This window comes from Streptomyces sp. NPDC025618 (assembly GCF_055558795.1).
Window position 1 is genome coordinate 192,389 of the sequence record NZ_JBVHLW010000003.1, and the last position, 18,169, is coordinate 210,557.

At 71.9% G+C, this 18,169-nt stretch carries 15 protein-coding genes; 6 read left to right on the plus strand and 9 right to left on the minus strand.

All coding sequences use genetic code 11. The features are described from left to right. Nucleotides 1-23: 23 nt before the first annotated feature. Nucleotides 24-974, plus strand: coding sequence for a pirin family protein (locus ACZ4A5_RS04845; protein ID WP_467578451.1), 951 nt, complete (start codon nucleotides 24-26; stop codon nucleotides 972-974). Here the strand turns inward: ACZ4A5_RS04845 and ACZ4A5_RS04850 are convergent. Beyond that, a complete protein-coding gene (locus ACZ4A5_RS04850) occupies nucleotides 935-3,088 on the minus strand; it encodes an ATP-binding SpoIIE family protein phosphatase (protein WP_467578453.1) in 2,154 nt (717 codons plus the stop codon). The two genes, ACZ4A5_RS04845 and ACZ4A5_RS04850, sit on opposite strands and share 40 nt — an antisense overlap. A 176-nt stretch (nucleotides 3,089-3,264) precedes the next feature. Between ACZ4A5_RS04850 and aspS the strand changes: the two genes are divergently transcribed. After that, nucleotides 3,265-5,028 carry an aspartate--tRNA ligase gene (aspS, locus tag ACZ4A5_RS04855; RefSeq protein ID WP_467578455.1) on the plus strand — a complete coding sequence of 588 codons (1,764 nt, stop codon included), beginning with the start codon at nucleotides 3,265-3,267 and terminating at the stop codon, nucleotides 5,026-5,028. A 155-nt stretch (nucleotides 5,029-5,183) separates the two neighbouring features. Here the strand turns inward: aspS and ACZ4A5_RS04860 are convergent, their stop codons facing one another. The 4 genes from ACZ4A5_RS04860 to ACZ4A5_RS04875 form a co-directional block, all read right to left on the minus strand. Further along, on the minus strand, nucleotides 5,184-5,552 hold the full coding sequence (locus ACZ4A5_RS04860) for a DNA-binding response regulator (RefSeq protein WP_467578457.1): 369 nt from the start codon (nucleotides 5,550-5,552) through the stop codon (nucleotides 5,184-5,186). Nucleotides 5,553-5,703: 151 nt separating this feature from the next. Further along, the gene (gene metG / locus ACZ4A5_RS04865; RefSeq protein ID WP_467578459.1) at nucleotides 5,704-7,419 is read right to left on the minus strand and encodes a methionine--tRNA ligase; all 1,716 of its coding nucleotides are present in this window, start codon (nucleotides 7,417-7,419) and stop codon (nucleotides 5,704-5,706) included. 122 nt (nucleotides 7,420-7,541) lie between these two features. Next, a complete protein-coding gene (locus tag ACZ4A5_RS04870) occupies nucleotides 7,542-7,811 on the minus strand; it encodes a DUF7848 domain-containing protein (protein WP_467578461.1) in 270 nt (89 codons plus the stop codon). Continuing rightward, on the minus strand, nucleotides 7,799-7,996 hold the full coding sequence (locus tag ACZ4A5_RS04875; RefSeq protein WP_398869596.1) for a hypothetical protein: 198 nt from the start codon (nucleotides 7,994-7,996) through the stop codon (nucleotides 7,799-7,801). The genes ACZ4A5_RS04870 and ACZ4A5_RS04875 overlap by 13 nt, the downstream gene beginning before the upstream one ends. A 230-nt stretch (nucleotides 7,997-8,226) precedes the next feature. Between ACZ4A5_RS04875 and ACZ4A5_RS04880 the strand changes: the two genes are divergently transcribed. From ACZ4A5_RS04880 to ACZ4A5_RS04890, 3 genes are all read left to right on the plus strand, one after another. After that, the gene (locus ACZ4A5_RS04880; protein ID WP_467578464.1) at nucleotides 8,227-9,432 is read left to right on the plus strand and encodes an RICIN domain-containing protein; all 1,206 of its coding nucleotides are present in this window, start codon (nucleotides 8,227-8,229) and stop codon (nucleotides 9,430-9,432) included. A gap of 400 nt (nucleotides 9,433-9,832) precedes the next feature. Next, complete coding sequence (locus tag ACZ4A5_RS04885; RefSeq protein WP_467578697.1) at nucleotides 9,833-10,486, plus strand: response regulator transcription factor; 654 nt, start codon at nucleotides 9,833-9,835, stop codon at nucleotides 10,484-10,486. Beyond that, entirely contained in the window at nucleotides 10,483-11,664 is a 1,182-nt protein-coding gene (locus ACZ4A5_RS04890; protein WP_467578466.1) for a sensor histidine kinase, read from the plus strand. The genes ACZ4A5_RS04885 and ACZ4A5_RS04890 overlap by 4 nt, the downstream gene beginning before the upstream one ends. 208 nt (nucleotides 11,665-11,872) lie before the next feature. On the opposite strand, the gene ACZ4A5_RS04895 is transcribed toward ACZ4A5_RS04890, so the two are convergent. The 3 genes from ACZ4A5_RS04895 to ACZ4A5_RS04905 form a co-directional block, all read right to left on the minus strand. Beyond that, nucleotides 11,873-13,159 carry a vWA domain-containing protein gene (locus tag ACZ4A5_RS04895; protein ID WP_467578468.1) on the minus strand — a complete coding sequence of 429 codons (1,287 nt, stop codon included), beginning with the start codon at nucleotides 13,157-13,159 and terminating at the stop codon, nucleotides 11,873-11,875. A 254-nt stretch (nucleotides 13,160-13,413) separates the two neighbouring features. After that, entirely contained in the window at nucleotides 13,414-14,760 is a 1,347-nt protein-coding gene (locus ACZ4A5_RS04900) for a carotenoid oxygenase family protein (RefSeq protein ID WP_467578470.1), read from the minus strand. A 144-nt stretch (nucleotides 14,761-14,904) separates the two neighbouring features. Then, a complete protein-coding gene (locus tag ACZ4A5_RS04905) occupies nucleotides 14,905-15,447 on the minus strand; it encodes a GNAT family N-acetyltransferase (RefSeq protein WP_467578472.1) in 543 nt (180 codons plus the stop codon). Nucleotides 15,448-15,661: 214 nt separating this feature from the next. Between ACZ4A5_RS04905 and ACZ4A5_RS04910 the strand changes: the two genes are divergently transcribed. Next, complete coding sequence (locus ACZ4A5_RS04910) at nucleotides 15,662-16,837, plus strand: alpha/beta hydrolase (RefSeq protein WP_467578474.1); 1,176 nt, start codon at nucleotides 15,662-15,664, stop codon at nucleotides 16,835-16,837. A 73-nt stretch (nucleotides 16,838-16,910) separates the two neighbouring features. Here ACZ4A5_RS04910 and ACZ4A5_RS04915 read toward each other — a convergent pair whose 3' ends face one another. After that, on the minus strand, nucleotides 16,911-17,972 hold the full coding sequence (locus tag ACZ4A5_RS04915; protein ID WP_467578476.1) for an alpha/beta hydrolase: 1,062 nt from the start codon (nucleotides 17,970-17,972) through the stop codon (nucleotides 16,911-16,913). Nucleotides 17,973-18,169 lie beyond the last annotated feature (197 nt).

The window sequence follows — 18,169 nt, forward strand, 5'->3', positions numbered from 1 at the left end:
GCAGAACAACCGAGGAGGCTGTCATGCCGGCTGTGACCGTTGAGAACCCGCTGACCCTGCCACGCGTCGCCGCTCCGGTAGACGCGAAGCAGCGGCCGGTGCTGCACGTCGCGACCGCGCCGTCGGGCTTCGAGGGCGAGGGATTCCCCGTCCGCAGGGCCTTCGCGGGGATCAACTACAAGTACCTCGACCCGTTCATCATGATGGACCAGATGGGCGAGGTGGAGTACGCGCCGGGCGAGCCCAAGGGCACCCCCTGGCACCCGCACCGCGGCTTCGAGACCGTCACGTACATCATCGACGGCACCATGAACCACAAGGACTCGCATGGCGGCGGTGGCACCATCACCGACGGCGACACCCAGTGGATGACCGCCGGCTCCGGCATCCTCCACATCGAGGCGCCGCCGGAGGAACTGGTGATGACCGGCGGACTGTTCCACGGTCTCCAGCTGTGGGTCAACCTCCCGAAGAGCGACAAGATGATGTCCCCGCGCTACCAGGACATCGGGGGCGGCCAGGTCAAGCTGCTGACATCGGCCGACGGCGGTGCGCTGCTGCGGCTGATCGCGGGCGACATCGACGGGCACGAGGGGCCGGGCATCACCCACACGCCCATCACGATGCTGCACGTGTCCCTGAACCCGGGGGCCGAGCTGACCCTCCCGTGGCGGGCCGACTTCAACGCGCTGGCGTACGCGCTGGCCGGGCGCGGCACGGCGGGCACGGACGGGCGGCCCTTCCGCACGGGTCAGTCGGTCGTCTTCGGCAACGGCGACTCGATCACCCTCCGGGCGGACGCGTCGCAGGAGTCCCGGAGCCCGAACTTCGAGGTCGTGCTCCTCGGCGGGCGGCCGATCCGGGAGCCGATGATGCACTACGGGCCGTTCGTGATGAACACCCACGCCGAGCTCGCGCAGGCGTTCGAGGACTATCAGTCCGGCAAGCTCGGTGTGATCCCGGCCGACTCCTGAGCCGGCGGGGCTGCGCCGTCCGTCTCGTAGAGCTCGAACCAGATGTTCTTGCCCTCGCCGCGGGGGTCGACTCCCCAGGCGCCGGCGAGCAGTTCCATCAGCACCAGGCCGCGCCCCGAGGAGGCCATCTCCCCGGGGTGCCGTCGGTGCGGGAGCTCGTCGCTGCCGTCCGCCACGTCCACGCGCACGCAGCGCGCGCCGTGCTCGCCGGAGATCTGGGCGCTGAGCAGCGCGTCCCCGTCGGTGTGCACGAGGACGTTGGTGACCATCTCGGAGACCATCAGGACGGCCGAGTCGACCTGGTCCGGGTCCGGCCAGTCGTGCAGCAGGAGGCGCAGCTGCCGCCGTGCCTCGGCGATGCGCTCCGGTTCGGCCTGGGCGATGGTCAGGACCGTACGCCGCGCGGCCGGGGCGCCGGTGCGGGCCGCGCTCTCGCGGGCGAGCAGGAGGACGGCGATGTCGTCCTCGCGCCGGTCGGCGAGCGGGCCGGTCGTGTAGTGGGAGGACGGCCCGTGCACGCCCTGCACGAGCGCGTCGGCGAGCGCCTCCAGGCACTCGGTGGCCCGGACGCCCTCCTCGTCGCAGACGTGCCCCTCGATGATCCCGCGCAGCCGTTCCCAGCCGGTCTCCAGGTCGTGGCCGCCGGTCTCGATGAGGCCGTCGGTGCACACGAGCATCGTCTCGCCGGGTTCAAGGACGAGCCGGGTGGTGGGGTAGTCGGTGTCGGGGTCGATGCCGAGCGGCAGGCCGCCGGCCGTGGGCCGCAGGAGCATCGTGCCGTCGGTGAGCCGGATCGCGGGGTCGGGGTGCCCGGCGCGGGCGATGGTGAGCCGCCCGGTGGCGGGGTCGACCTCGGTGTAGAGGCAGGTGGCGAAGCGCGGTTCCGTGTCGTCGCCCTCGGTCTCGCTGGCGTTGATCCCCGCGAGGAAGCGCGAGGCGCGGGAGAGGACCGCGTCGGGGTGGTGCCCCTCGGAGGCGTACGCGCGCAGGGCGATCCGCAGCTGCCCCATCAGCCCCGCGGCCCGGACGTCGTGCCCCTGCACGTCCCCGATGACCAGGGCGATCTTGCCGTTGGGCAGCGGGATCATGTCGTACCAGTCGCCGCCGACGTCGAGGCCGCCGCCGGTCGGGACGTACCGCGCGGCCACCGACATCCCCGGGATGTCCGGCTGGAGCGTCGGCATCATCGAGCGCTGGAGGCCCACGGTCAGCTCGCGCTCGGACTCGTGGACGCTGGCCCGGCTCAGCGCCTGCGCGAGCATCCGGGCCACGGTGGTGAGCACGGACCGCTCGTCGGGGGTGAAGGCCACCGGGACGCTGAAGCCCGCCATCCAGGCGCCGATGGTCTGCCCCGCGTTGATCAGCGGCAGGAAGGCCCACGCCTTGCGGCCGAAGTGCGCCACCTGCTTCCAGGCTTCGGGGAAGCGGCGCTCGTAGTCCTCGGGGGAGGGGAAGTAGATCGCGCGGCCGGTGCGGATGACCTCCGCGGCCGGATAGCCGGCGTCCAGCGGCAGGTCGAGGAAGGGCGCGGCCTCGCCCGGACCGTAGCCCTGGTGGCCGATGACCTTGACCCGGGACGCCTCCGCGCTGAAGACGGCCAGGCCCGAGGGCACGAAGCCCGGCATCGACAGACCCGCCGCCACCCGCAGCACCTCGGCCGTCGAGCGGGCCTCCGCGAGGGCCCGCCCGGCGTCCAGCAGAAACGCTTCTCTGTTGCGGCGCCAGTCGCCCGTGACGGACGTGCGCACCGCCGAGGTGCCCTGGAGCGGCTGCGGGACCTCCTCCAGGGTCCCCACCAGGACGTACTCGCCGTCGCGGGTGAAGGGCCGGGTGCGGCTGCGCAGCGTCCGCAGCACGTGCCCCTCCTCGTCGACCACCCGGAGCCGGGCCTCGGCGAGGGTGCCCTCGGCCACCGCTAGGCTGATGATCCCCTGGATCTCCACCCAGTCGACGGCGTGGAAACGGCCGCGGGTCTCGGACTCCGTCAGCTCCACGTGCGCGGCGGGGAGGCCGATGAGGCGGGCCGCCTCGGCATCGAAGGCGACGACGCGAGTGGCGTTGTCCCACTGCCACAGGCCGGTCGCGACAGCGGCCAGTACGTCCTCGGTGCGCATTGCCCCACTTTATGCGGGTATCGGCGCCGGACACCACCGAGGCCGCTCGCGGCAGTAGGTAGGCTTGCACAGGGGCTGCTACGTCGCTGACCCGGCGCCCCGCCCGATCAACGACCTCGATCAAGGCCCTCGATCGACGACCTCGATCACACCTCGACCAACGACTTGGATGAACGATGCATCGGTACCGGTCCCACACTTGCGGCGAGCTCCGTGCGGCTGACGTCGACACCGACGTGCGACTGAGTGGCTGGCTGCACAATCGGCGCGACCTGGGCGGCATCCTCTTCATCGATCTCCGCGACCACCACGGTCTGGTCCAGCTCGTCGCCCGTCCCGGCACCGCCGCGAACGAGGCCCTGAGCCACCTCACCAAGGAGACCGTCGTCCGCGTGGACGGCAAGGTCATGAGCCGCGGCGCGGACAACGTCAACCCCGAGCTGCCCACCGGTGAGATCGAGATCGAGGTCACCGAGGTCGAGGTGCTCGGCGCCGCCGAGCAGATCCCCTTCACCATCAACGCCGACGACGGCGTCAACGAGGAGCGGCGCCTGGAGTACCGCTTCCTCGACCTGCGCCGCGAGCGCATGCACCGCAACATCATGCTGCGCTCGGCGGTCATCTCCGCCATCCGGCAGAAGATGGTCGCGCAGGGCTTCAACGAGCTGGCCACCCCGATCCTGTCCGCCACCTCCCCCGAGGGCGCGCGCGACTTCCTGGTGCCCTCCCGGCTGCACGCCGGCAAGTTCTACGCGCTGCCGCAGGCCCCCCAGCAGTTCAAGCAGCTGCTGATGATCGCGGGCTTCGACCGCTACTTCCAGATCGCGCCCTGCTTCCGCGACGAGGACGCCCGCGCGGACCGCTCGCCGGGCGAGTTCTACCAGCTCGACATGGAGATGTCCTTCGTCGAGCAGGAGGACGTCTTCCAGGTCATCGAGAAGGTCATGACCGAGCTCTTCGAGGAGTTCGGCAACGGCCGCCACGTCACCTCGCCGTTCCCGCGGATCCCCTTCCGCGAGGCGATGCTGAAGTACGGCTCCGACAAGCCGGACCTCCGCGCCAAGCTGGAGCTGGTCGACGTCTCCGGCGTCTTCGCCGACAGCGGCTTCAAGGCGTTCGCCGGCAAGCACGTGCGCGCGCTGGCCGTGCCGGACACCGCCGGCCAGAGCCGCAAGTTCTTCGACGGCCTCGGCGAGTACGCGGTCGAGCAGGGCGCGAAGGGCCTGGCCTGGGTCCGCGTGGGCGAGGGCGGCGAGCTGTCCGGCCCGATCGCGAAGTTCCTCACCGAGCAGGACGTCAAGGCCCTGACCGAGGCCCTCGGCCTGGCCCCCGGCCACGCCGTCTTCTTCGGCGCCGGTGAGTTCGACGAGGTCTCCAAGATCATGGGCGCGGTCCGCGTCGAGGCCGCGAAGCGCGCCGGCCACTTCGAGGAGAACGTCTTCCGCTTCTGCTGGATCGTCGACTTCCCGATGTTCGAGAAGGACGAGGAGACCGGCAAGATCGAGTTCTCGCACAACCCCTTCTCCATGCCGCAGGGCGGCCTGGAGGCGCTGAACACGATGGACCCGCTGGACATCCTGGCCTGGCAGTACGACATCGTCTGCAACGGCACCGAGCTGTCCTCCGGCGCCATCCGCAACCACGAGCCCGAGGTCATGTACCGCGCGTTCGAGATCGCCGGTTACTCGAACGAGGACGTGGAGCGCGAGTTCGGCGGCATGCTGCGCGCGTTCAAGTTCGGCGCCCCGCCGCACGGCGGCATCGCGCCGGGTGTCGACCGCATCGTGATGCTGCTGGCGGACGAGCCGAACATCCGCGAGACGATCGCGTTCCCGCTGAACGGCAACGCGCAGGATCTGCTGATGGGCGCGCCGAGCGAGGTGGACGAGTCGCGGCTGAAGGAGCTTCACCTTTCGCTGCGCAAGCCGCCGGTGAAGTAACGGCCGTTGTTCCGGGCGCCGGGTGGGCTTCGGTCCCGCCCGGCGTTCGGCGTATCCGGGGGCGCTTTCCCCCAGCCCCCAGCGACACACTTCGCGCGTAGTCCTCAAACGCCGGACGGGCTGGATACGGCTGAGCTCAGCCGTGGAACGAACCCCTACACCAGCGCCGTCACCAGCGGAGCCCTCGTGCAGCAGCCCACCGCCGTGTGGACCGCGCGGATCAGGCGCCATGCCGTGAGGCGGCTCCGGTAGAGGACGGACCGCACCCCGTATTCCGCCACCGCCATCAGCTCCGTCTCGCCGAGTTCCTCGGCCACGAGGATGACGCGTTCGTCGCTGTCCCGGGCCCGGCGGCGCAGTTCCGCGGCGGCCGGGGCGTCGTCCTCGCCCATGAGGACGAAGGACACATCCCCGTCCTCGCGGACCACGCGCACCTCGGGCAGCTCCCGCAGCCGGCGGACGAATCTCGCCCTGTTGAGCTCGTCGGTCGCGTGCACGGTCACGGTGATGCGTTTGTCGGACACTTCTCTTCCTCGTCTTCGTCTTCCCCCAGGTATCTGCGCGTCCCACCTTGCAAGGCCGCTGTCAACGAACGATTGCCGATCGATCAATACAGAGAAGCGGGCCCGGAACCGTCATGGTTCCGGGCCCGCCTTCGCCTTGGGAAGGGCGCGATCACGCCTCTTCGCCACCGCCGAAGCGCTCGCGGTACGCCGCCAGGTCGTCCTCGGTGATCTTCGCGAAGAGCACCGGCGGCACGGTGAAGGCCGTGCCCGCGGGGACGAAGGACAGGGACATGGCCTGGTCCGGCGTGATCCACGTGGCGTTGTCGTCGGTCAGCGCGAACGCGGACCGCATCGCGGCGGCGGACGCCGGGATGAAGGGCTCGGAGACCACGGAGTAGAGGTGGATGAGGTTCATCGCCGTGCGCAGCGTGAGCGCCGCGGCCTCGGGGTCGGTCTTGATCTCCAGCCAGGGGGCCTTGGTCTCCAGGTAGGAGTTGCCCGCGCTCCACAGCGCGCGCAGCGCCTGCGCGGCCTTGCGGAACTGGAGCTCCTCCATGTGCCGCTCGTACTCCGCGAGCAGCTCCGCGACCTCGCGGCCGAGCGCCGCCTCCGCCTCGCCCGCCTCGCTGCCCGCGGGGACCTCGTCACCGAAGCGCTTCCTGGAGAACGAGAGCACGCGGTTGACGAAGTTGCCGAGGACGTCGGCGAGGTCCTTGTTCACCGTGGCGGAGAACAGCTCCCACGTGAAGGACGTGTCGTCCGACTCGGGGGCGTTGGCCATCATGAAATAGCGCCAGTAGTCGGCGGGCAGCAGCTCCAGGGCGTCGTGCGTGAAGACGCCGCGCTTCTGGGAGGTGGAGAACTTGCCGCCGTAGTAGTTGAGCCAGTTGAAGGCCTTGACGTAGTCGACCTTCTTCCACGGCTCCCGGGTGCCGAGCTGCGTGGCCGGGAACATCACCGTGTGGAAGGGGACGTTGTCCTTGCCCATGAACTGGGTGTAGCGGACGTCGTCGGCCTCGTACCACCACGACTTCCAGTCGCGGTTCTCCGGGTCCTCGGCGGCCCACTCCTTGGTGGCGCCGATGTATTCGACGGGCGCGTCGAACCAGACGTAGAAGACCTTGCCCTCGGCCGCCAGCTCCGGCCAGGTGTCGGCCGGGACGGGCACGCCCCATTCCAGGTCACGGGTGATGGCGCGGTCGTTGAGGCCCTCGGTCAGCCACTTGCGGGCGATGGAGGAGGCCAGCACCGGCCAGTCCTTGCCGTGCTCGTCGATCCACGCCTCGACCTCGCCCTGGAGCTTCGACTGGAGCAGGAAGAGGTGCTTGGTCTCGCGCACCTCGAGGTCGCTGCTGCCGCTGATCGCCGAGCGGGCGTCGATCAGGTCCGTCGGGTCGAGCACGCGGGTGCAGTTCTCGCACTGGTCGCCGCGCGCCTTGTCGTAGCCGCAGTGCGGGCAGGTGCCGACGATGTAGCGGTCCGGCAGGAAGCGGTCGTCGGTGATCGAGAAGACCTGGCGGATCGCCCGCTCCTCGATGAAGCCGTTCGCCTTGAGCTGCCGTGCGAAGTGCTGGGTGATCTCGCGGTTCTCGGGGGAGGAACTGCGGCCGAAGTAGTCGAAGGACAGCCCGAAGCCGTCGTAGACCGCCTTCTGCGCGTCGTGCTGCTGGGCGCAGAACGTGTCGACCGGCAGGCCGAGCTCCTTGGCGCCGAGCTCGGCGGGGGTGCCGTGCTCGTCGGTGGCGCAGATGTAGAGCGTCTCGCGGCCGGTCTGGCGGAGGAAGCGCGCGTAGACGTCCGCCGGGAGCATGGACCCCACCATGTTGCCCAGGTGCTTGATCCCGTTGATGTACGGAAGGGCGCTGGTGATGAGGTGTCGAGCCATTTCCGGCTGCTCCCTGGTCGCGGTGTACAGAGGCCTTTAGCGTATCCGAGGGCCGAGGGGTGCCCGCGCGGCGATTTCGGCGTCCGCGCGGGGGTCACCCGTGCGCTGCGGCCCCGTGGGTCTCAGGCCCCGCCCGCGGCCGGCGGCGGTCCGGCCATCCACGCCCGCCACGGCCTGGTGATCACCTCCCGGTAGGTGTGGTGGGACGGGTGGCGCCCCGCGTGCCGGAACGTCCAGCCCTGGGCCTCCGCGACGTCCTCCACCGCGTCCGAGCACGCCTCGCACACCGCGCACTGCATCGCGTACGTGATCGGCTCCGCGTCCGGCTCCAGGTCGGGCTCGAGCGTCCAGTTCCCGAACAGGAAGACGGTGCGCGCGGTCAAAGCCCCCACCGGCTCTCGGCATTCAGCCGTGCCACGCGGGCGCGCAGCGCCTCCGCCTCGGAGGCGGGCCGGGCGTACTCGGGCGGGCAGTCCCACTCGACGCCGCCCTGGGGAGGACGTAGCTGTACGTATCCGGCGTGCCGGTCCATGACTTGGCCGAGGCGGTCGGTGCGGGTGTCCACGGCATAGCTCACGGGCGCGGGAGGCGCGGGAGGCGGGGGAGTGGGGGCAGGGAGCGAGGGGGGATTTTCATTGCTCACGCATGGAGGATGCCCACTGATGCGGGAGCCTGATCAGGCCACTTGAACGAGGCTTGGCCGACCGCCGTGCGGATGGCCGGGTTTCCTGTCGCACCCCTTCCCGAGCGCTCCTAACGTGGGGCGCCGGAGCAAGGCAGTGATTCCGGCCGTTCACAGGAGGGTCCATGAGCGTCAGCGCCAAGACCACGTACCTGATCAGGAACGACGAGACCGGGCTGTATCTGACGGCGAAGGGCGCGGCGGTGGTGCAGGAGCGGCTGCACGAGTGGCCGGCGCGGGCGGGGCAGGCATGGCGGCTGGAGGCCGGGCAAGGGGGCGGGGACACCTACCGGGTGCGGAATCTGCGCAGCGGCCGGTATCTCCAGGTCCGCCGCAACGGCAAGGGCGCCGCCGTCGGGCAGGCGCCCCTGGAGGAGAGGGCGCCCGCGTACCGGAGCCAGACCTGGCGGATCTCCGATGACGACGGCAAGGGGTCGTCCGTCGTCAACGTCCGCAGTGACCTGCGGCTGGCCGTGCGCGGTGGTTCCGCCGCCGAGGGCGCGGTGATCGAGCAGACGGCGGAGAGCGCGATCGCCCCGGCCGGGGACCGGCGGTGGCACTTCGATGCCGTCGAACCGGCCGGGGAGAAACGGGCGTTCGACGCGCTGGCCGCTCTGCTCGTGGAGCCGGCCACCGGGGGCATCGTCTCCACGGCCACCAGTGTGCTCAAGACGACGCTGGAGGCGACCGGCGGCGTCTTCGGCAGGGTCTCCACGTGGGTGCCGGGGGCCGACCGCACGCCGTACATCCGCTTCGCCGGGTTCCGGGACGACGAGGTCGTGCGGTTCTCCCGGCGGAACCGGGTGGAGGCCGACCGGCAGAAGATCAGCGAGGCGTTCCCGCACCTGGCCAAGGAATTCCACGGCGGCTTCGACTTCGTGACGCGCACCCCGCGGGGCCACCGGCACCCCTACCTCGGCGTCAAGGGCGACCTCGCCGTCGAATTCTCCGACCGTGAGGGCGAGGACCTGCTGCCCGCCGATGAGTACTTCCCCGCGCAGGAGCTCCAGCCGCGGGTCGGCCGGCGCTTCAAGGCGGTGTCCGCGGCGCCGGACGGCTCGTCCTATCTGGTGTTCGGGGAGCGCGGGATCGTGATCGTCGACCGGCCGGGGACCGCATACGAGCGCGAGGTGCACGACGTCGAACTGGGGCATCTGCCGAAGGCGTTCACGGGCGTGCCGGACGCGGTGACCTCGGCCGGCGTGGGGGAGGAGACGCACTTCTTCGCGACGAAGGGCGAGCAGTACGTCGTCTTCACGCTGCGCGAGGTCATCCAGGGGCCGTCGGAGATCCTCGACGCCTGCCCCTTCCTGCTGGGGGCCTGGCTGTAGGTGCGGGCGGGAGACGTCTGCCCGGGTGGCGGGAGGCGCGAACCTCTCCCGCCACCCGAGCTCCCCTCCCCCTCTCATCGGCTCTCGTCGGCTCCCGTCGGCCTCAAGACCTCGGTCGTGCCCCGGCGGTGCCGTCGCGCGGGGCCCGTTGGATGACCGGTGGATCCGAAGAGTGATCCTACGACTACCAAAGGTAGTCACTCGATCGCATCGGCGTCACCACCGCACAGGGGCGCCCGGAGGTGACCGAGGGGGCGCGCGAGGCATGCGTTCCGCCGCGGCACGCACCGGCCCGCCGCGGGGGCGTCCGGCGGCATGGAGACATCCGCGAAACATCCCGTGCGGTAGACCCACAGGCATGCTGGAAAGGGGGTGAATGCCGACAAGGATGGACAACGTCATGCGGGTGCTGGTCGCCGAGGACGAGGAAACGCTGGCCGAGCTGGTCGCCACCGGGCTGCGCCGGGCCGGGTTCGCCGTGGACACGGTCTACAGCGGCGACGCCGCGATCGCCTATCTGGACCTGCACGACTACGACGTCGTCGTCCTCGACCGCGACCTGCCCCGGGTGCACGGCGACGACGTCACCCGCCGCCTCGTCGCCTCCGGCTCCCGCACCCGCATCCTGATGCTCACCGCCGCCGGCAGCATGGAGGACCGCGTCGCCGGTCTCGACCTGGGGGCCGACGACTATCTCCCCAAGCCGTTCGAGTTCCCCGAGCTCGTCTCGCGCGTCCGGGCGCTGCGCCGCCGCAGCGCCCGCCCGGCGCCGCCGGTGCTGGAGCGCTCCGGGCTGCGGCTGGACACCGTGCGCCGCACGGCGTCCCGCGACGAGCGGGACCTGGACCTCTCCCCCAAGGAGTTCGCCCTGCTCCAGATCCTGCTGGAGGCGGAGGGCGCGGTGGTCAGCGCGGAGGAACTGCTGGAGCGCGCCTGGGACGCGCACGCCGACCCCTTCACCGGGGCCGTCCGCGTGGCGATGAGCAAGCTGCGCGGCAAGCTCGGCGAGCCGCCGCTGATCCGCACGGTCCAGGGCGTGGGGTACGCGCTGTGAGGCTCCGCTTCCGCGGGCCCGCGCTCACCGCCCGTACGCGCATCGCCGCCGCCTACGGCGCGGTCTTCCTCGTGCTCGGCGCGGTGCTGCTGGCCACGGTCAACGTCCTCTCCCGGGCCGGCACGCGCGAGCAGGCCACCGTCATCGCCCGTACCGCCCTGCCGGTGGAGGCGCTGCGGCCGGACGAGACGGCCGTCCCCTTCCGGGGGCAGGCGGTCCCGGGGCTGACGTCGTCCACGATCTACCAGGTCAGTGGGGATGTCAGCGCGGCGGCCTCGCACCAGCTCGTGCTGTGGTCCGCGCTCGCCCTCCTGCTCACCGCGCTGCTGGCGGTGGGTGTCGGCTGGTGGACGGCGGGGCGCGTGCTGCGGCCCGTCCACGCCATGACCGCGACCGCTCGCCGCATCTCCGAGCGCAATCTCCACGAGCGCATCGCGCAGCGCGGCCCGCGCGACGAGCTGAAGGAGCTGGCCGACACCATCGACGCGCTCCTCGGCCGGCTGGAGGGCGCCTTCGACAGCCAGCGCCGCTTCGTCTCCAACGCCTCCCACGAGCTGCGCACCCCGCTGGCCACCCAGCGCGCCGCCATCCAGGTCGGCCTGGACGGCGACGTCTCGCCCGAGGAACTGGCGCGCACGAAGGAGCTGTTGCTGGAGACCAACCGGCGCTCGGAGCACCTGATCGACGGCCTGCTCGTGCTGGCCCGCAGTGAACGCGGCCTGGAGCGCCGGGAGCCGCTCGACCTCGCGGAGGTCGTGGCGGAGGAGACCGCCGCCGTCACGGACCGCGCGGCACGGGAGGGCGTACGCGTCGAGACGCGCGCCGTGCCCTGCCCGCTCACCGGCAACCGTGTCCTGCTCGCGCAGCTGACCGGCAATCTGCTGCGCAACGCGGTGGGCTACAACCACCCGGGAGGGCGCGTGGAAGTGCGCGTCCGGCCGGGCCTGTTGACCGTGGCGAACACCGGCCCGCAGGTCGCCGCGGAGGAGGCCGGCGGACTCTTCGAGCCCTTCCGGCGGGGCGCCGGGCGGGAGCGGCTCGGGGGCGGCGCGGGCCTGGGCCTGTCGATCGTCCGCTCCATCGCGCGGGCGCACGGCGGCACGGTGGACGCGGTACCGCGGCGGGGCGGCGGGCTGCGCGTGACGGTGCGGTTCCCCGCGGGTGCCGTGGCGGGCTGACGGCGTGCCTGTCCGTACCACCACGCGCCGCGGTCCTTGAGCCCCGGACGGGCTGGATGCGGCCGGCGCGGCCGTGATCCCCTCCGCGACCGACGCCCTGGCCCGCACCACCGGCCCCGCCCGGCGTTCGCGGAGTGCTCCCCCGGACTTCGTCCGGGGGTTTACGAGGGCGTCCGCCGCGGGTGGTGAGGAAGTCCGCCGCGTGGGGCTACTTCACGATGCCCGCCGCGCGGGCCTCCGCCAGCCACTCGGGGAACTCGACCATCAGCTCTTCGTAGAGGCGCGCGTCCGTCAGCGCGCGCGGGTCGCGGCCCGCGTGGAAGAAGCCCGCGTTGTCGATGACGCGCTTCTGGGGGACGGCGAGGTTGTCCAGCTTGCGCAGGAAGTCGAAGCCCTTGCTGTCCGGGTCGCCGAAGCCCACGAACTGCCAGAAGATGGGGAGCTTCGCCGCCTCGCACAGGGCGCGCTCCGCGGCCGGCTTGCTGTAGGGGCCGCCGTCGGTCTGGAAGATGACGAACGCCGGGTCCGTGGCGCCCGACTTCTCGTAGTGCTCGATGACCGCTTCCATGGCCCAGTGGTAGTTGGTGCGGCCCATGTGGCCCATGGAGTTGTGGAGTTCCTCGATGCGGCCCTCGTAGTCGCCGAGATCCAGCTCGGCCGTGCCGTCGACGTCGGTGGAGAAGAAGACGACCGGGACGGTGCCGTCGTCGTCGAGGTGGGCGGAGAGGCCGAGCGCCTGCTCGGCGAGGTGCTGGACGGTGCCGTTCTTGTAGAACTCGCGCATCGAACCCGAGCGGTCGAGGACCAGATAGACGGCCGCCCGCTGCCCGGTGAGCCCCTGCTTCCGCAGCGAGACCGCCGCGCTCTTGTAGAGGCTGACCAGCGCGGGAGCGGTCTCCTTCACCTTCTCCAGGCTCACGGCGGGCCCGGCCTCCGCGTCGCGGGGCGGCATCGCGGGCTGGGGCTCCGGCGAAGGGCCCGGCGCGGGCTCGGGCTTGGGGACCGGGCGCGGCGTCGGCTCGGGCTCCACCGGCGGGGAGGGGAGCGGCGTGGGCACCGGGTCCGGCTCCGGGACGGGCTTGGGGGAGGGCATCGGCGTCGGCTCGGGCTCCGGCTGGGGGAGCGGGTCCGGCTTGGGCGTGGGTCCGGGGGTGGGGCCGAGCGGCCCGGGGTCGGGCACGCGGCCCGTGGTGGGCTGCGCGGGCAGCGGCGCGCGGAAGGGCTCGGCCGGGGCGGGCTCCGAGGCGGGGGCGGGGACGGTGGCCGACGCGGTGTCAGAGCCCGGCGCGGGCGCGGTCGTCGGCTCCGCCGACGGCCCAGGGACGACCGCCGCGGGCTCCTTCTCCGGGGCGGGGGTGGCGCCGGCGGCCGGCTCCGCGCCGTCGGTGGTGGCCTGCGGTCCCGCGTTCTGCTGGGGCAGGCTGGGTTCGTCGCGCTCGGCTGTCGCTGTCCTGGACCGGCCGAACGCGTTCCGCAGCAGACTCCGAATGCCCATGGGGAGCAGTCCTTCACGTGTCTCGGGAGCTATGAAATGTCCGGAGTGTCGGGGAATATCCCTGGTCCGGATGGCTACGTAAGGCTAGCCGTCACGCCCCTCCCGGCGTGCTCAGACCCTCGTAAGCCGGCCCGCGCCCGACACCGTCGGGGGACGGCCCCCGCGTCCGGTTGCGCCAGCTGGGCTCACCCGTGAGTACTCCTGAGCACCCGTGAGCGGCCGTGCTTCCCAGGACGCCTACCCACGCCGCGTCCTCACACACCGTCAGGGATCCAGTTGCCGTGGAAGCCCAACGGCACCCGCACCGGCAGGTGCACCCGCGCCACCGGTCCCGCCGCGAAGTCCTGGGCCGCCAGCACCACCAGGTCCGAGGCCCCGCGATCGGGGTCGTACGCGTACGCCATCACCCAGCCGTCGTCCTCGGCCGCGCCGGGGGCGGAGGGGACGAACACGCCCTCGCCGACGTCGCCGCGCGGGTGCGCGCGGAACTCCTCGCTCGTCCCGCGCTCCAGGTCGTACTTCAGCAGCCCCGCCCCCAGCCGCCGCCGGTCCTCCCCGGCGGCGGCCATCGCGTACCCGAAGCGGTGCGCCTCCGTCAGCCGCCGCGGGTCCACCCGGGGGAACTCCACCTCGCGGTCGTCCAGCCGCGTGCGCCGCACGGTCCCGGCCGCGGGGTCCACCGTCCAGCGCTCCAGCAGCGGCGGGTGCCGCACGGCGGACGCGGGCCGCCCGTCGAAGACCCGCTCGTAGCGGACGAGATGGACGGTGATGACGCCGTCGCGCTCGTAGGCGTTCATGGGGTGGAAGACGTAGCACGGGTCGATCTCCAGCCAGCGGACGTCCCGCGCGCGTCCGTCCCGGGGCAGCACCCCGAGCCGGGCGGGCCGCCCGTCGTCCCAGCGGGCGGGCGCGCCGCCCGGCTGGGCCGGATCCCCGGCGACCACCGGCAGGTCGTACAGCAGGACGTGCCGTCGCGTCAGCGAGAAGTCGTGCATCACGGGGCGGCCGTCGACCGGGATGTCGACACAGCGGCGGATCCGCCCGTCGGTCCCGGCGACGAGGTACTGCACGTACGGCAGCGCCGGACAGTACGCGACGGCGTGCAGCTCGCCGCTCCGCGGGTCGACGACGGTGTGCGCGGCCAGCCCGCCGGGCAGCGTGCCGTGGAAGTCGAAGGGGCCGATCGTGAAGAGGTCCTCGTCCAGCTCGTACGGCAGCGAGCCGGCCTCGACCAGCGCGAGGAGGTGCCCGGCGAAGCTCTGCACGTGGGTGTTGGGCGCGGCGTCCATGCCCAGGTGGCGCGGGCCGTGCAGCAGCTTCTCCCCCAGCCGCCCGGCGACCTCGTCGGAGCGCACCCAGCGGTTGCGGTACCACTCGGCCTGGCCGTCGCGCAGCCGCACGCCGTGCACCATGCCCGCCCCGCTGAACCAGGTGTACGTGGCCGGGTCCGGGGCGCCGAGCGGGTTGGGGCCGTTGCGCAGATAGCGGCCGCGCAGGGAGTCGGGAAGGCGGCCGGTGACCGGGAGGTCGATCGCGGTGATCTCCTCGTGGACGGGCGCGAAGAGTCCGCTGAGGTAGGGATTCGCGGTGGTTTCCGTCATGCGTCCACCATCCTGGAGGAACGCCCCGCCCGGCCAGGGCCGTGCGGCCTCGGGGCCGCGCGCGCACCCGGCATCGGCCACATCCGTCCCGGCCGGCATCCGAGGCCACCCGCCTCGGGCGTGACGGACCGGGAACCGGCGGACTCACCGGTGCAGCGGCCGGGTGAAGACCTCCAGCACCGGCCGGCCGCCCGGCGAAAGCTTGCCCGCGGTCGTCCACCCCCACGCCAGCCGGGCCGCGTGCGCGCCGTCCCCGTGCGCGTCCGCCGGGGAGAGGAGCATCGCGGCGAGCCCGGCCCCGCTGCCGGCGAGCAGCCGGTCGTGCAGGCGGCGGCCGATGCCCTGGCGGCGGTGGCGCGGCAGGACCATCAGCTCGGCGACGAGGAAGACCCGCCCGGCGGCCGTCAGCTCCTCGAGGTCCGCGGGCACGGGCCCGTCGAAGCCGTGCCAGCGGTCGCTGTCGCGGGCCAGCGGATAGCCGTACGCGCAGCCGACCGGCCCCCGGCTCTCGGCGATCACCAGGTCGAAGCCGGGCCGCGCGGAGTCCTCGGAGAGGCGGTCCCGGAAGCGGGAGCGGGCGGGCTCGCCGGACGCACCCCCGTACGCCGCTGTGTGCACATCCGCGAGCTGCTCGCGGTACTGGTCGGACTGCCAGCGGCTCAACCTGCGCAAGAAGACGTCGCCCATGCGCCCTTTCCTGCCCAGTGAGGCCGCCACCCACCCCCCGGGCGGGCGGTTTCCGGCGCGGTAACGGTGCCGTACGTCCAGGACACGGGCAGGCCAAGAGCAGGGTAAGAAATGGGTGCAGGGCAACCCTCTCCGCCCAATCCGGCCTCTTCATCGGTGAGCATCGTTTTGCCGAACACGAGTACCCACCACGGGGCAGGGAGTTGAGAGACGCATGGGTCTGACCAGCCGGTCACTCTTGTACACGGTGGTCTTCGTCGCCGTGCTGTGCGTCGGCCTCACCGTATGGCTGTGGCCCCGGCTCTCCGGGCGCGGCGCGCTGCCCGTGCTGGGGCGGCTCGGGTCGATCCTGGTGACCCAGCTGGCGATCATGTCCGTGGTGCTGCTCGCGGTGAACTCCGCCAACAGCTTCTACGGCACCTGGGGCCAGCTGCTCGGCCGCTACGACCGGTCGCCCGGCCAGGTCACGGCGATCACCGAGGCCGCCAACGGCACGGTGGACACGGCCAAGGGCGGCGGCCTGATCCGGCCCGCGAGCTCGCAGAGCGGCGACCGCATGGGCCTGCCGGACGGCCCGAAGGACCAGGTCGGCACGGTCGAGTCGGTGCGCCTGGTCGGCCGCCGCGCCAATGTCGTCGAGCCGGCGTTCGTCTATCTCCCGCCGCAGTATTTCCAGAAGCAGTACGAGCGCCAGCGCTTTCCCGTGATCGTGGCCATCAGCGGATATCCGGGCGGCATCGACAACCTCTCCAAGTACCTCCAGATCCCGAAGACCGCGAGCGAGCTGGTGGCCGCGAAGAAGATGCAGCCGACCGTGATCGTGATGCTCCGGCCGACGATCGCGCCGCCGCGCGACACCGAGTGCGTGGACGTCCCGGGCGGCCCGCAGTCGGAGACGTACTTCACCAAGGACGTGCCCGAGGCCATGCGCAGCGCCTATCGCGTCGGGCACGAGGCGAGCGCCTGGGGCGCCCTGGGCTATTCCTCCGGCGGCACCTGCGCCCTGGAGCTCGCGATGCGCCAGCCCTCCGTCTATCCCGCGGCCGCCGCCCTCTCCGCCGACTACAAGATCAAGAATGATCTGACCACCGGAAACCTCTTCGGCGGCGGCGAGGAGGGCAAGCAGCGGGAGCGCGAGCACGACCTGATCTGGCGGCTGGGCAACCTGCCGGCGCCGAAGGTCTCCGTGCTCGTCACCAGCAGCAAGAAGGGCGAGAAGAACTACAAGGAGACGGAGAAGTTCCTCAAGGCCGTGAAGGAGCCGATGCTCGCCTCCAAGATGATCCTGGACGAGGGCAGCCACAACTTCACCACCTGGCGGCGGGAGATCGCGCCGAGCCTTGAGTGGATGAGCAAGCAGCTGGTCTTCCCGCAGGACGTCAACAGCTGACCTCCGCCGGACAGAGGAGACGGCTACGCGGAAAGGGGCCCGCCAGGGCCCTTTTCCCGTTACGCCTCTCCCTCTACGCCGGCCCCTTGTCGAGCTCCTCGCCCAGCCAGTCGAACGCCGCCGGATACATCGAGATCCACGTGTTGTAGTTGTGCCCGCCCCGCTGCGTCAGCATCGTCTTCAGCCGGACCTTGCTACCGGCCGCCGCCCGCTGGAACTCCTCGATGTACGAGGGCGGGCTGTCCCGGTCCTGGCGCGAGGTCGCGAGGAAGAGGCCGACGTCGGCCTGGGTGTGGGCCACCAGCCACATGGGGCTGTTGCGCAGCCGCAGCTGCTCGTCCGCGAGGACGCCCCGGTCACCCGTCAGCGGATCCGGGTCCAGGGCCGCGCCCGCGCCGAAGACCTTGGGGTACTGCAAGGGCAGCTTGGCCGCGCAGTAGCCGCCCGTGGAGATGCCCAGCAGCCCCCAGTAGCGCGGGCCCTTCCCCGTCCTGAAGTGGTGCCTGATCAGGTCCGGGACGTCGGAGGAGAGCCAGGTCGCCACCTTGTGCCCGGTGGTGTCCGAGCAGTCCGTGTCGACACCGCCGGGATTGATGATCGGCACGGCGAGGATGAACGGCCGGCTCGTCCCGTCCCGCAGCAGCTTCTGGAAGTCGCCGGGCATGTGGCCCTGCTCCATCCACGACTGCGGCGAACCGGGGACGCCGTGCAGCAGCAGAACGACGGGAAAGGCGGTCTTGCGGTAGCGCGGGTCGTCGTACTGCGGCGGGGTCCAGATCATCACCTGCCCGGACAGCGACGAGGCGCGCCCGCGGACATACGTCTCCTGTATCCCGGCGTCCCCGCGGATGAAGCGGGCCCGCTCCGGGGGCGGGCCGGGCATCGCCACCGGGCCCGCGCCGCCCGGCCGGCCCAGCAGGTCGTCCCAGGAGGCGTAGAGCCCGTAGCTGCTGTTGATCCAGGTGGCGACCACACAGATCGCGGTCACCTGGCACAGCCCGATGAGAACGACGCGCGCCAGCCAGGCGAGGGGGCGCGGACCGGGGATCCTCGTCCACAGCAGCAGCGTCGCCAGCACGGCGACCGCGGTAGCCGCGATGAGCACAGCGAAGAACGCGGTCCCGGTGAGGCTCATCCCTGCGGGCTCCCTCGGCTCGTCGGACCGGCCGCGGCCGGTGGCATCCGACCCTAGTCAACCCCCTTCCGGGCCACGGCGCCGGTCACGATGGCTGGTTCGCTCCCCTCCCTTGACGCGGGTGTCCTGCATACGCTCTACGCCGCGGCTGCGCGCGGGAACCCGGCGGCAGCGACAGCGGTCAGTGATCCGCCCTG

Bases quoted from the DNA above. Each gene is read 5' to 3' on its own strand.
- ACZ4A5_RS04905 (WP_467578472.1), bottom strand. From the start codon at position 15,447: ATGGGCGACGTCTTCTTGCGCAGGTTGAGCCGCTGGCAGTCCGACCAG.
- ACZ4A5_RS04915 (WP_467578476.1), bottom strand. From the start codon at position 17,972: ATGAGCCTCACCGGGACCGCGTTCTTCGCTGTGCTCATCGCGGCTACC.
- ACZ4A5_RS04850 (WP_467578453.1), bottom strand. From the start codon at position 3,088: ATGCGCACCGAGGACGTACTGGCCGCTGTCGCGACCGGCCTGTGGCAG.
- ACZ4A5_RS04900 (WP_467578470.1), bottom strand. From the start codon at position 14,760: ATGACGGAAACCACCGCGAATCCCTACCTCAGCGGACTCTTCGCGCCC.
- ACZ4A5_RS04880 (WP_467578464.1), top strand. From the start codon at position 8,227: ATGAGCGTCAGCGCCAAGACCACGTACCTGATCAGGAACGACGAGACC.
- ACZ4A5_RS04910 (WP_467578474.1), top strand. From the start codon at position 15,662: ATGGGTCTGACCAGCCGGTCACTCTTGTACACGGTGGTCTTCGTCGCC.
- ACZ4A5_RS04845 (WP_467578451.1), top strand. From the start codon at position 24: ATGCCGGCTGTGACCGTTGAGAACCCGCTGACCCTGCCACGCGTCGCC.
- ACZ4A5_RS04885 (WP_467578697.1), top strand. From the start codon at position 9,833: ATGCGGGTGCTGGTCGCCGAGGACGAGGAAACGCTGGCCGAGCTGGTC.
- ACZ4A5_RS04895 (WP_467578468.1), bottom strand. From the start codon at position 13,159: ATGGGCATTCGGAGTCTGCTGCGGAACGCGTTCGGCCGGTCCAGGACA.
- metG (WP_467578459.1), bottom strand. From the start codon at position 7,419: ATGGCTCGACACCTCATCACCAGCGCCCTTCCGTACATCAACGGGATC.
- aspS (WP_467578455.1), top strand. From the start codon at position 3,265: ATGCATCGGTACCGGTCCCACACTTGCGGCGAGCTCCGTGCGGCTGAC.